The following is a 12,944-nucleotide window of genomic DNA, read 5'->3' as shown; positions in this document are numbered from 1 at the left end:
ATGTCCGAGCGCCGTCGCGCCACGAAGCGCCACCCCTGGCGGCGCCCCGCCGGGGCGAACCGGGCCGACGCCACACCCCGCCCCGCCCCGGGCCCGCCGCGCGGCGAGCCGCCCGCCGCCGCGGCCGAAGGGGCCCCGCCCGAGGTCGACGAGCGCAGTGTGGTGGACGCCGCCGTGTACCGGGACGGCCGCCGGGTCGGCACCCCCCGGTCCCTCGCCGCCACCTACCGGCGGCTGCGCGAGGAGACGGGCGCCATGGCGTGGATCGGGCTGTACCGGCCGAGCGAGGCGGAGCTGCTCTCGCTCGCCGAGGAGTTCGATCTGCACAAGCTGGCCATCGAGGACGCGATGGAGGCCCATCAGCGCCCCAAGCTGGAGCGCTACGGCGAGACCCTTTTCGTGGTGCTGCGCGCCGCCCGCTATCTCGACGCGCCCGAGGAGGTGGACTTCGGCGAGCTGCACGTCTTCGTGGGCCCCGACTTCGTCATCACCGTCCGGCACGGCGCCGCCCCGGACCTGTCCGCGGTGCGCGCCCGGATGGAGTCCACCCCCGAGCTGCTGGCGCTGGGCCCCGAGGCCGTGCTGTACGCGATCCTCGACGCGGCAGTGGACGGCTACGCACCCGTCGTGGCGGGGGTGCAGAACGACATCGACGAGATCGAGACCGAGGTCTTCCGCGGCGACCCCGAGGTCTCGCGGCGCATCTATGAGCTCTCCCGCGAGATGGTGGAGTTCCAGCGCGCCACCCGGCCCCTGGTCGGGATGTTGCACGGGCTGATGGCGGGCTTCGACAAGTACGGCACCGATGAGGAGCTCCAGCGCTATCTGCGGGACGTCGCCGACCATGTCACCCACACCAGCGAGCGCGTGGACGGCTTCCGCTCCGCCCTCACCGACATCCTCGCGGTCAACGCCACCCTGGTGACCCAGCAGCAGAACGCCGAGATGCGGGCGCTGGCCGAGGCGGGCTTCGAGCAGAACGAGGAGGTCAAGAAGATCTCCGCATGGGCGGCCATCCTGTTCGCCCCCACCCTGGTCGGCACCATCTACGGGATGAACTTCACCCATATGCCCGAGCTGCACTGGGTGCTGGGCTATCCGTTCGCGATCCTGCTGATGGCAGTGGTCTGCGTCAGCCTGTACCTCATCTTCAAGCGCCGCGACTGGCTCTGACGGCGTAACGACGCGTAACACCTCTCCGACCGGTCCCGGTCCGGCGGTTCTAGGGAAACCCTCGATGAACCGCTGATTCAGCCGCTTTCCGTAGCCCCTCCATGCCGTTTGTGCTTCGATGCCGTGCGGCACGGCACCGGCGGGCGAGCGACGGGAGTGGGCGCATGGACCGGCGAGGGTTCCTCAGGGGCGCGGCCGCACTGTCCACCGCGGGGCTGGTCACCGCCGTCGGCGGTACCGCGACGGCCACCGCCGCGCCGCCCCGGCCGACCGCCGCCCAGGACTGGCTGTCGGCCATCGCCGACGCCACTCCGGTCCAGCGGCTGACCCTGCCCGGAACCCATGACTCCGGCGCCCGCTTCGGCGGTCCGTGGACGGAGTGTCAGAACACCACCATCGCCGACCAGCTGGCCAGTGGCATCCGCTTCCTGGACATCCGCTGCCGCGCCTTCGAGAACGCCTTCCCCATCCACCACGGCGCCTTCTACCAGCACCTCAACTTCGACGACGTACTCGGCGCCTGCCGCTCCTTCCTCTCCGCGCATCCGTCGGAGACCGTGCTGATGCGGGTCAAGCAGGAGTACTCGGAGGAGAGCGCCGCGGAGTTCCGCCGGATCTTCGACATCTATCTGGACGACAAGGGCTGGCGCTCGCTGTTCCGCCTGGACGGCACCCTCCCCACCCTGGGCCAGGCCCGGGGCAGGGTGGTGCTGCTCGCCGACTCGGACAACATGCCCGGGGTGCGGTACGGAGACGGTGCGCTCTTCGACATCCAGGACGACTACATGGCGGAGCCGATCGGCAAGTACCCGAAGATCGAGGCGCAGTTCCGCAAGGCGGCGGCCCAGCCCGGCAAGCTCTTCATCAACTACGTCTCCACCGCCGCCCTGCTGCCGCCCCGCTCCAACGCGGACCGGCTGAACCCGCGGGTGAAGTCGTTCCTGGAGGGCGCCGAGGCACAGAGCTGGACCGGGCTCGGGATCGTCCCGATGGACTTCCCGAACACCACGTCCGGCCTGGTCGACGCCCTCGTCCGGCACAATCCGGCGGGCTGACCCGGGGTATCAGCGGCCGCGGGGCGTCAGCGGCCCCAGGGCCTCAGCGGCCGTGGGTCCGGCGGAAGACGCTGACCGCCGGATCCGCGTAGCGCACCAGCTCCAGCGCCTGTTCCGGGAACCACTCCCCCGCCTCGGGGTTGACGGTCCCGCGCACCGGGTCCAGGGGCCCGTCGGTGCCGCGCAGGCAGCGCCCGTCCGACTGGCCCGGCGTCTTCACCCACAGCGCGGCGTCCAGCAGTGCCTCGCCGGTACGGGTGGTGGGGCGCCGGCCCAGGCCCCGGCCCGGCGGGTTGCACCATGACTGCACGTCGCTGTGCCGGTGGGTCGCGGCCCTCGGGGTCCAGGGGCCCTGGCCGTTGCGGCTGGTGTCGGTGACGTAGTGCTTCATACGGGCCGGGTCGTCCGGTACGTGGTGGCGCAGCCAGCGGCGGGCGTGCCGCCGCGACCAGCTCTGCTCGGCGCAGTCCTCGGGGTCCCCGCCCTCGTCGGCGTAGGCGAGGCAGGACGAGACCAGCCGGCCGTACCAGGCGCTGTCCTGGTCGGTCTGGTAGTGGGAGACGTTGAGGGCGAAGCCGGTGGCGCGGTCGATCCCGGCCTTGATCAGCCGGGGCACGATGCTGCTGACGGCGTGCCAGCCGGAGTGGCCCGCGTCCAGGTACACCGACGCGTTGCCGAGCGCGCTGAGGACGTCGACCGCGTAGTTGATCTCGGAGTAGCGGGCGGCGGTCTCCGGGTCCTCGACCACCGGCGTGTCCAGGTCACCGGTGTCGCTCGCGTCCTCGGGGGTCACGGGGTCGGGCGTGGGCAGCGGGGGCAGTTCGGGCAGGGTGCCGGGCTGCTCGGCGGAGGGCTCGGGGTCGGGGCTCTGGGACGCGGCGGGCTCGGGGGCGGCGGCCTCCAGGGCCTCCGGGGGCATGGGCGCCAGGAGCTCGGAGGCGGCGGGGCGCGAGCCGGCGGACTGCGGGTCGGTGGACTTCGGGTCCGTCGACTGCGCGCCGTTGGACTGCGCGCCATTGGACTGCGCGTCGGTGGACTGCGCGTCGGTGGACTGCGCGGCCTCCTCGTCGGCGCCGGAGGCGGCCGATGCGGCGGGTGGGGCCGTGGAGGCGTCGGGGTCGGGCAGCGGCGGCAGCTCGGTGGGCGATGCCTCGACGGCGGGCGACTCCTTGACGGCAGGCGACTCCTCGGCGGCGGGCGACTCCTCGGCGGCGGTCTGCTCGGGCCGCTGCGCCTCGACGGCGGTCTCTTCGGCGTTCGACGCGTCGGCGCAGTCGGAAGGCAGCAGCGCCAGCGAATCGGGTTCGAGGACGACCATCACCTCACGGTCGCCGATGCCCTCGGCGACCGCGTCGATCCACTCCTGGTACGCGGCGAGGCCGTCGGCTCCCCCGCTCGAGTAGCTGCCGCAGTCACGGCCCGGGATGTTGTAGAGGGCGAGGACCGGCAGCCTCTCCTGCCAGCCCGCGCTCCGCGTCGTCCGGCGGACCAGCCGCGTGACCTGCTCCGGGGTCTCGTCCCCGTACCAGACCGCGTGCGGCGTCCGCACCATGGCGAGGAGCCCGGCGGAGTCACGGAAGTCGCCCCGCCAGGCGAGCCGGGCCACCTGGCGGTAGGAGTCCCGGTCGGGGGGCGGGGCGTAGAGGCGGGCCACGCGCGGGGACTCGTCGTCGTCCTCCGACACGGCCGCGCTCACCACGGGGCTGATCAACAGGGGCAGGGTGGCCGCGGCCACGACGGCCGTCGACACGGTGAGGATCTTGCGTCTCTTACGCACGTACGCACTCCAGGGGGGCGGCAGGACCAAGGTCGGTTTCTGACTCTCACTCAGGAACCGGCACCCGGCAAATGAACCTTCCGCCAGATGGCGGAGGGTTTTTCCCGCTCAGGAGTGGCCTTATGTCAGACGATCCTTCTGTGATCTGATGCGATATCAGGTCTGCGAAGGGTCGGGCGGCCGCCTTCGACGGCGTTTCAGGCGACCGAGTCAGGCGACCGAGCCGATCCGGTCCGAGGGCACCCGGGTGTCGTGGTGGATCGGGGTCCGGGCACCCGTCAGCGGCGTTCCGCTGCCGCCCCGCCGGTTCGCGACGATCTCGCCCGCGATGGACAGCGCGGTCTCCTCGGGCGTACGGGCGCCGAGGTCCAGCCCGATCGGGGAGCGCAGCCGGGCCAGCTCCGGCTCGCCCACCCCGGCCTCGCGCAGCCGCCGCAGCCGGTCCCGGTGGGTGCGGGCGGAGCCCATCGCGCCGACGTATGCCACGGGCAGCCGCAGCGCCCGTTCCAGCAGCGGGACGTCGAACTTCGGGTCGTGGGTGAGCACGCACAGCACCGTGCGGCCGTCCACCTCGGTCCGGTCGAGATAGCGGTGCGGCCAGTCGACGACCACCTCGTCCGCGTCCGGGAAGCGCAGCTCGGTCGCGAAGACCGGACGGGCGTCGCAGACCGTGACGTGGTAGTTCAGGAACTTCCCGATCCGCACCAGCGCGCCGGCGAAGTCCACCGCCCCGAAGACGATCATGCGCGGCGGCGGCACGCTGGACTCGGCGAGCAGCGTGACGGGCCGCCCGCAGCGGCTTCCCTCGGCGCCGATCTCCACGGTCGCGGTGCGCCCGGCGTCCAGCAGGGCACGGGCCTCCGCGGCGGCCGTACGGTCCAGCTCGGGGTGGCCGCCCAGGGTGCCGTCCCAGCCGCCGTCCGCGCGGACGAGCAGTGCGCGGCCCAGCAGCTCGGGCGGGCCGTCCACGATCCGGGCCAGCGCGGTCGTCCGGCCCTCGGCGGCGGCGGACGCGGCCTCGGCGAACACCGGGCGCAGCTCGCGGTCGGCCGCGGGAACCGGGCTGACCAGGACATCTATGACCCCGCCGCAGGTCAGGCCCACCGCGAAGGCGTCCTCGTCGGAGTAGCCGAAGGTCTCCCGCACGCTCTCGCCGGTGCGCAGCGCCTCCTGGCACAGCTCGTACACCGCGCCCTCGACACAGCCGCCGGACACACTGCCGACCGCCGTGCCCTCCGCGTCCACGGCGAGGGCGGCGCCGGGCAGGCGGGGTGCGCTGCCGCCCACGGAGACCACGGTGGCGACGGCGAAGTCCCGGCCCTCCGCGCACCAGCGGCGCAGCTCGGCGGCGATGTCCAGCATGGTGATCAGCTCCTCGGGCGGCCATGTGCAGGCCGCCTATATTCGCGTCAACGCGCCGGGGCCGCGAAATCTGCCCTCAGCCGCCGGTCAGATGTTCCGGGCGGACGGGCACCCGCCTCAGGGGCAGGCCCGTGGCGGCGCGGATGGCGGCGACCACGGCCGGGGTGGAGGAGAGCGTGGGCGCCTCGCCGACGCCGCGCAGCCCGTACGGGGCGTGGTCGTCGGCCAGCTCCAGCACCTCCACCGGCATGGCCGGGGTGTCCAGGATGGTGGGGATCAGATAGTCGGTGAACGACGGATTGCGCACCCGCGCCCCGTCCCGCGAGACGACGATCTCCTCCATCACGGCGAGCCCGAGCCCCTGCGTCGAACCGCCGTGGATCTGCCCGACCACCGACAGCGGATTGATCGCCTTGCCCACGTCCTGCGCGGCCGCCAGCTCGACCACCTTGACCAGGCCCAACTCGGTGTCGACCTCGACGACCGCGCGGTGGGCGCAGAAGGAGTACTGCACATGGCCGAAGCCCTGTCCGGTGCGGAGATCGAACGGCTCGGTCGGCCGGTGCCGGAACTCCCGCTCCAGGTCGATCGCCTCGTCGCCGAGGACCCCGGCGAGGTCGCCGATCACCTCGCCGTCGTCGGTGACCACCTTGCCGTCCGCCAGCCGCAGCCGTTCGGGCTCCGCCCACCCGGGGTGGGAGGCGCCGAACCGCTCACGGCCGCGCCGCAGCACCTCCGCCCGGACCGCCTCGCAGGCGTGCTTGACCGCGCCGCCCGTCATATACGTCTGGCGGGAGGCGGAGGTGGAGCCCGCCGAGCCGACCCGGGTGTCGGCCGGATGGAGGGTGACCCGGTCGACGCCCAGCTCGGTGCGGGCGATCTGGGTGTGCACGGTGACCCCGCCCTGGCCGACCTCGGCCATCGCGGTGTGCACCAGGGCGACCGGCTCGCCACCGATCACTTCCAGCCGGATCCGGGCCGTGGAGTAGTCGTCGAAGCCCTCGGAGAAGCCGACGTTCTTGATGCCGACCGCATAGCCCACCCCGCGCACCACGGACTCGCCGTGGGTGGTGTTGGACAGCCCGCCCGGCAGGGCCCGTACGTCCACCGGGCCGCCCGCCGCCTCCCAGGCGCGCTCGGGCGGCATCGGCAGCGCCTTGACGCGGCGCAGCAGCTCGGCGACCGGGGCCGGGGAGTCGACCAGCTGCCCGGTGGGCATGGTGGCGCCCTGCGACATGGCGTTGCGCCGCCGGAACTCCACCGGGTCCAGGCCGAGTTCGGCCGCCACCGCGTCCATCTGCGCCTCGTAGGCGAAGCACGCCTGGACGGCGCCGAAGCCGCGCATCGCACCGCAGGGCGGGTTGTTGGAGTAGAGCGCGGTGGCCTCGACGTCCACGTTTTCGACGACGTAGGGGCCGATGGACAGGGAGGCGGCGTTGCCGACCACCGCCGGGGAGGAGGAGGCGTACGCGCCGCCGTCCAGGACGATGCGGCACTGGACGTAGAGCAGCGTGCCGTCGCGGGTCGCGCCGTGTTCGTAGGTGAGCTTGGCGGGGTGGCGGTGGACATGGCCGAAGAAGGACTCGTACCGGTTGTAGACGATCTTCACGGGCCGTCCGGTGCGCAGCGCCAGCAGACAGGCGTGGGCCTGCATGGACAGGTCCTCGCGCGCGCCGAACGCCCCGCCGACGCCGGAGAGCGTCAGCCGCACCTTGTCGGCGGGCAGCCCGAGGACGGGGGCGAGCTGGTCGCGGTCCACGTGCAGCCACTGGGTGGCGATGTAGAGGTCCACCCCGCCGTCCTCGGCGGGCACCGCGAGCCCCGACTCCGGGCCGAGGAACGCCTGGTCCTGCATGCCCACCTCGTACGTACGGCGGACCACCACATCGGCGCGAGCCCGGGCGGCGGCGACATCACCGCGCCGGACGGGCTGGCGATGCACGATGTTCGGATGCGGGACGTGGGAGGCGTGGTGGTCCCGGCGGCCCGGGTGGAGCAGCGGGGCGTCCGGTGCGGTGGCGGTGGCCTCGTCCACGACCAGCGGCAGCTCCTCGTACTCCACCACGATCCGGGCGGCGGCGCGGCGCGCGGTCTCGGGGTGGTCGGCGGCGACGATCGCGACGGGCTCGCCGTGGAAGCGGACCCGGTCCTCGGCGAGCACGGGCTGGTCGTGGATCTCCAGGCCGTAGTGGGTCGCGGCGGGCAGGTCGTCATGTGTCATGACGGCGTACACCCCGGGCAGGGCGAGCGCCCCGGTGGTGTCGATGGACCGGATCGCGGCGTGGGCGTGGGGGCTGCGGAGGGTGAAGCCCCACAGCATGTCCTCGTGCCACAGGTCCGAGGAGTACGCGAACTCACCGGTCACCTTGAGGGTGCCGTCCGGGCGCGGGGTGGACTCGCCGACCGTCCCCCGGGTCGCGCCGGTGGCCTGGGCGGGGGTCGTGGGGGCGCGGTCGGCTGCCATGGTCAGACCGCCTCCCCGGTGCGGGCGGCCGCGAGCCGGACCGCGTCGAGGATCTTCTCGTAGCCGGTGCAGCGGCAGAGGTTACCGGAGAGCGCCTCGCGGATGTCGGCGTCGGAGGGGTCGGGATTGCGCTCCAGCAGCTCATCGGCGGCCACCAGCAGCCCGGGGGTGCAGAAGCCGCACTGGACGGCGCCCGCGTCGATGAACGCCTGCTGGACCGGGGCCAGCGGGGCGGCATGCCCGGGGCGGGACGGCTCGGGGCGGGATGGCTCGGGCTCGTCCGGCCGGCCCGCCTCGGCGGCCTGCCCGGACCGCTGCCGGGCGTGGTCCGCGAGCCCCTCGACGGTGACCACGTCGCACCCCTCGGCCTGCCCCGCCGCCACCAGGCAGGCGCATACCGGCACCCCGTCCAGACGGACCGTGCAGGAACCGCATTCGCCCTGCTCACAGGCGTTCTTCGAACCGGGGAGCCCCAGCCGCTCGCGCAGCACGTACAGCAGGGACTCGCCCTCCCAGACGTCATCGGCCTCGTACGGCCGTCCGTTGACCCTCATGTTCACGCGCACTGTGCGGCCCTCCCCTCTCCCTCGCGTCCCTCGCGATACGCCTCCCAGGTCCAGCCGAGCGTGCGGCGCGCCATGACCCCCACCGCGTGGCGGCGGTAGGCGGCGGTGCCGCGTACGTCGTCGATCGGACGGCAGGCCCCGGCGCACAGCTCGGCGAAGCGCCGGACGGCCGACGGGTCGAGGGGCGCGCCGCTGTCCCAGAAGCCGCCCTCGTCCAGCGCCGCACCCAGGAACTCCTCGGCCTCCCGGGCCCGTACGGGCGTGGGCGCGGCCGATCCGATGCCGGTGCGCACGGTGCGGGTGCTCGGATGGAGCGCGACGGCGAAGGCGCAGACCGCGATCACCATGGCGTTGCGCGTGCCGACCTTGGAGAACTGCTGCGGACCGTCCGCTCGCCGGATGTGCACCGCCCGGATCAGCTCGTCGGGCTCCAGGGCGTGGCGCTTGACCCCGGTGAAGAACTCCTCGACCGGGATCCGCCGGGTGCCGCGCACCGACGCCACCTCCACCTCGGCCCCTGCCGCCAGCAGCGCGGGATGGGCGTCCCCGGCGGGCGAGGCGGCGCCGAGGTTGCCGCCGACGGTACCGCGGTTGCGGATCTGCGGTGAGCCGACGGTATGCGCGGCGAGCGCGAGGCCCGGCAGCTCGGTCCGGAGCTCCTCGATGATCCGGGTGTACGGGACGCCCGCGCCCAGCCGGACCGTGCCGTCGGTGGCCTCCCATTCGGCCAGTTCGGCGACGCGGGTCAGATCGAGCAGATACTCGGGCCGCCGGTGATCGAAGTTGATCTCGACCATCACATCGGTGCCGCCCGCGATGGGCACGGCGGTGGGGTGCTCGGCCTTCGCGGCGAGCGCCTCCTCCCAGCCGGCGGGGCGCAGGAAGTCCATGGGTCTCTCTTCTCGAATCGTCGGCGTCGGCGTCGTGGGGAGGGGGCTCCCCGCCGCACATGGCCGCCCATACGCGGCTCCCCGCGTGCGGGGGGGGTCCTCCAAGAACTCTGCACACGGCTCAACGCCAGTAGACCGAGGTGTGGGCCACATGGTGCAGTCACCAAAGACATGAAGCAATTGGCTGGCCAGCGGGCAGGTCTTGTAGATTCGAACGAACGGCGGGGACCGGAAACCTCGCGGTATTCGACCGGCAACACGGAACAAGATCGGCTGGCATCACATGCGGCTGCGCGCACTGCTGGAGAACGACACCCTGGGGCTGCGTCTGCTCGGCGGCGAGGACGAGCTGGACCGCACCGTGCGCGGCGTGATGACCACCGATCTGCGCGACCCCAGCCGCTATCTCGCCGGTGGCGAGCTGGTGCTGACCGGGCTCGCCTGGCGGCGTGAGCCGGAGGACTCCGAACGGTTCGTCCGCATCCTCGCGGCGGCCGGGGTGGCGGGTCTCGCGGCGGGCGAGGCGGAGCTGGGCGCCGTGCCCGAGGATCTGGTGCTGGCCTGTGGCCGCCATCGGCTGCCGCTGTTCTCCGTGGTCGAGGACGTCGCGTTCGCCACGATCACCGAACATGTGGTGCGCCAGGTCTCCGGTGAACGGGCCGGGGATCTGGCCGCGGTCGTCGACCGGCACCGCCGGATGATGACGTCCGGACCCGCGGGCGGCGGCCCCGAGGTCGTCCTGGACCTGCTCCGTTCCGACCTGGACCTGACCGCGTGGGTGCTCTCGCCCACCGGCCGCCTGATCGCGGGCCCGACCGCCACCGGGGCGGCCGCGGAGCCGCCCGCGGCGGTCCGCGCCCAACTGGCGGGCGAGCAACTGGCCGCCCGCCGCGACGGGCGGCGCGACCCGCACCGGCTGACCGCCGCGGACGGCATGACGTACTCCCTCTTCCCCATCCGCAGCGGTGACCCCGGCGACGACGTGCGCGAGACCGTGCTGTCCGACTGGGTCCTGGCGGTCGGCGCGGACGCCGACGAATGGCCGGAGGAGCGGCTGGATCTGCTCTACGGGGTCACCCAGCTGATCGCGGTCGAGCGCGACCGGCGGAACGCCTCCCGCACGGTGCGGCGCAGGCTCGCCCAGGAGGTGCTGGAGCTGGTCCAGTCGGGCGCGCCGCCCGCCGAGATCGCGGCCCGGCTACGGGTCGCCGCCCCGGTACTGCTGCCGGGCCTCGGCACGGCGCCGCACTGGCAGGTGGTGGTCGCCCGGGTGGAGTGGGGCGTCACGGCGGAGCGGGAGTACGGCACGGACGGCGGGACGCGGCTGGACGGTTCGGGGAAGGGCGCATACGGCGGGGCGCGGGGCGGCGGGGACGCCGGGGCGCGGGGCGGCGGAGACGCCGGGGCGCGGGGCGGCGGGGCGCAGCTGGGCGGCGCGCGGAAGGGCACGGACGGCGGGACGCGGGGCGGCGGGGACGCCGGGGCGCAGCTGGGGGGCGCGCGGAAGGGCGCGGATGGCGGGGCGCGCGAGGGTGCCACGCGAGACGGCGCCTCATGGGACGGGAGTGCGCGGGGGCGGGAAGAGCGGGACCGGGACGGACGTGGCCGGGACGGGCGGGACCGAGACGGGCGGGAAGGTGCGGTGCGGGGCCGGGGCACGCGGGACGGCTCCTCGCATGCCACCGGGGGCGTCCCCGGTGGCATCCCCGGCGGCCAGGTGGCCCAGTCGCTGCTGGAGGAGATCCTGGTCGACCCGTACGCGACCGGGCCGGAGCCCTCGGACCGGATCGCCGTGGCGCACACCGGCGACGAGGCGGTGGCGCTCGTACCCCTCCCGGCGCTCTCCAACGGCCCGTCGGACGGCGCCACGGACCACCCGGAGACGGCGGAGGTGCAGGCCGACGCGCTGCTGGCCGCCGTCCGGGAGCCGCTATCCCGGGGCCTGGACGGCGACGGCCGGCTGACCCTCGGCGTCAGCGCCGCCGTGCACTCCGCCGACGGGCTGCGCGGCGCCCTGGAGGAGGCCCGGCACGCCCGGCGCGTGGCCGCCGCGCGCCCCGGGCGGGTGTGCGCGGCCGGGCACCAGGAGCTGGCCTCGCACGTACTGCTGCTCCCCTTCGTCCCGGACGATGTGCGGCGCGCCTTCACCGCCCGGCTGCTGGATCCGCTGCGCGAGTACGACCGCCGCCACCGGGCCGAGCTGATCCCGACCCTGGAGGCGTTCCTGGACTGCGACGGCTCCTGGACGCGCTGCGCCGCCCGGCTCCACCTGCACGTCAACACGCTGCGCTATCGGATCGGCAGGATCGAGCAGCTGACCGGGCGCGAGCTGTCGCGCCTGGAGGACAAGCTGGACTTCTTCCTCGCGCTGCGCATGAGCTGACGCGGCGCGGAAGCGCCTGGGAAGGCGCCCGCTGATGTGCCTACGGAGGCGCCTGCGAAGGCGCCCGCGGATGTGCCTGTTGAGGCGCCCGCGGCAGCGCCCGGAGCGCACCTCCGTGCCCCACCGCGACATCACCCTTGCCAGGGGTTTGTGAATTCATTCACACCAACCTCTTGGCCGGGCGCGCGCATTCGTGCTGAGATTCGCCCACGGCTTCCGGCTCGATGGCGCGCTTGGGGAGGGCAATGTGGCGGACACCGCCATGTCACCACCTGGATCGTCAGGTTCCCATTCCGAGGTAAGAACGGGGCGCGGGCTCGACCCGCTTGTGGACGACCCACTCGACACGGCGGTATGGCGGCTGCGCTCGCGCGGCTGCTGGAAGGACGCCGCCGAGCTGCTCGCCCCACGGGCGGCGGACGACGCCTCGGCCGCGCTCAAGCGCAGCGTCGTCCTGACCGAACGGTGCATGTACACCTCCACCGGCTGGGACGCGGCCGAGGACGCCCTGCGGGCGGCGGAGGCGCTGGCGCTCACCGACACCGAGCGCGGCGCGACCGCGTGCGAGCGGGGCTATCTGGCGTACGCGTCCACGCTGCTCGGGGTGCGGGACCGGGCCGACGAGGCGCGGACCGCACTCGGCCGCGCCGCCGCGCTGCTCTCACCGGGCTCCCCGATCCGGCCGCTGCTGGACTTCCGGCGCGGGCTGATCTCCCAGCACCTCGCCCACAACCCGACCGGTGCGCTGGCCGCCTTCCAGCGCGCCCACGCGGGCGCGGCGGCCCACGGCGACACCTTGCTGCGCTCGTTCACCTGGCGCCATCTGGCCGCCATGGCGGAGGCGGACGGCGATCTGCCCGACGCACGGCACGGCTTCGCGGAGTCGCTGCGGATCCGTGAGGAGCTGGGTTACCTGGTCGGCATCGCCCCGGCCCTGGCCGCCCTGGCCGACGTGGAACCCGACCCCGAGGAGGCCACCCGCCTCCGCACCGAGGCCGGCCGCCTGGTCCGCCTCCTGGGCGGCGTCCCCGTCTGGCTCGCGGAACAGCTGGCCCCCGAGGAGACCGCCGACTGACCGGCCCCGGCTCGCCCCGGGAAAAACACAGCACGCCCCGGGGCGAACCCGCCCGGGGACGCGGGACGCCCCGTACGCCTCCAGCCCCTACGGGGCGACCGGCATGACAGGGACTCCGCCCCAGGCCCTACGGGGTAACCGGCGTGACTGGGGCTCTGCCCCAGGCCCCGGGGCCTGGGGCAGAGCCCCAGTTTCGGGA

General features: G+C 74.0%; 9 protein-coding genes. 4 read left to right on the top strand and 5 right to left on the bottom strand.

The genetic code is table 11. The annotated features are described in order from the left end of the window. Together ACJX2R_RS37805 and ACJX2R_RS37800 are read left to right on the top strand one after the other, a co-directional pair. On the top strand, positions 1 to 1,173 hold the full coding sequence (locus ACJX2R_RS37805; RefSeq protein ID WP_413103735.1) for a magnesium and cobalt transport protein CorA: 1,173 nt from the start codon (positions 1 to 3) through the stop codon (positions 1,171 to 1,173). Positions 1,174 to 1,337: 164 nt separating this feature from the next. Continuing rightward, complete coding sequence (locus ACJX2R_RS37800) at positions 1,338 to 2,228, top strand: phosphatidylinositol-specific phospholipase C (protein WP_413103734.1); 891 nt, start codon at positions 1,338 to 1,340, stop codon at positions 2,226 to 2,228. A gap of 43 nt (positions 2,229 to 2,271) precedes the next feature. Here the strand turns inward: ACJX2R_RS37800 and ACJX2R_RS37795 are convergent, their stop codons facing one another. The 5 genes from ACJX2R_RS37795 to ACJX2R_RS37775 all read right to left on the bottom strand — a co-directional run bounded on the left by ACJX2R_RS37795 (position 2,272) and on the right by ACJX2R_RS37775 (position 9,287). Beyond that, positions 2,272 to 4,005 (bottom strand): glycoside hydrolase family 6 protein, encoded by a 1,734-nt coding sequence (locus ACJX2R_RS37795; RefSeq protein WP_413103733.1) that lies wholly within the window; start codon positions 4,003 to 4,005, stop codon positions 2,272 to 2,274. Between the two features lie 210 nt (positions 4,006 to 4,215). After that, complete coding sequence (locus ACJX2R_RS37790; RefSeq protein WP_262699438.1) at positions 4,216 to 5,367, bottom strand: XdhC family protein; 1,152 nt, start codon at positions 5,365 to 5,367, stop codon at positions 4,216 to 4,218. A 76-nt stretch (positions 5,368 to 5,443) separates the two neighbouring features. After that, on the bottom strand, positions 5,444 to 7,831 hold the full coding sequence (pucD, locus tag ACJX2R_RS37785) for a xanthine dehydrogenase subunit D (RefSeq protein WP_413103732.1): 2,388 nt from the start codon (positions 7,829 to 7,831) through the stop codon (positions 5,444 to 5,446). A gap of 2 nt (positions 7,832 to 7,833) precedes the next feature. Then, positions 7,834 to 8,397 (bottom strand): (2Fe-2S)-binding protein, encoded by a 564-nt coding sequence (locus ACJX2R_RS37780; RefSeq protein WP_413103731.1) that lies wholly within the window; start codon positions 8,395 to 8,397, stop codon positions 7,834 to 7,836. After that, positions 8,388 to 9,287 carry an FAD binding domain-containing protein gene (locus tag ACJX2R_RS37775; protein ID WP_413103730.1) on the bottom strand — a complete coding sequence of 300 codons (900 nt, stop codon included), beginning with the start codon at positions 9,285 to 9,287 and terminating at the stop codon, positions 8,388 to 8,390. Before ACJX2R_RS37775 ends, ACJX2R_RS37780 begins: the two co-directional genes overlap by 10 nt. Before the next feature lie 283 nt (positions 9,288 to 9,570). Between ACJX2R_RS37775 and ACJX2R_RS37770 the strand changes: the two genes are divergently transcribed. Both ACJX2R_RS37770 and ACJX2R_RS37765 read left to right on the top strand, forming a co-directional pair. After that, the gene (locus ACJX2R_RS37770; protein ID WP_413103729.1) at positions 9,571 to 11,670 is read left to right on the top strand and encodes a PucR family transcriptional regulator; all 2,100 of its coding nucleotides are present in this window, start codon (positions 9,571 to 9,573) and stop codon (positions 11,668 to 11,670) included. Positions 11,671 to 11,932: 262 nt separating this feature from the next. Then, positions 11,933 to 12,745, top strand: coding sequence for a hypothetical protein (locus tag ACJX2R_RS37765; protein WP_262699626.1), 813 nt, complete (start codon positions 11,933 to 11,935; stop codon positions 12,743 to 12,745). Positions 12,746 to 12,944 lie beyond the last annotated feature (199 nt).

The organism is Streptomyces sp. Inha503, assembly GCF_047215865.1.
GTDB lineage: Bacteria > Actinomycetota > Actinomycetes > Streptomycetales > Streptomycetaceae > Streptomyces > Streptomyces lycopersici.
Note: the sequence above shows the minus strand (reverse complement) of the source record. Positions and strands in the feature narration are given on the sequence as shown.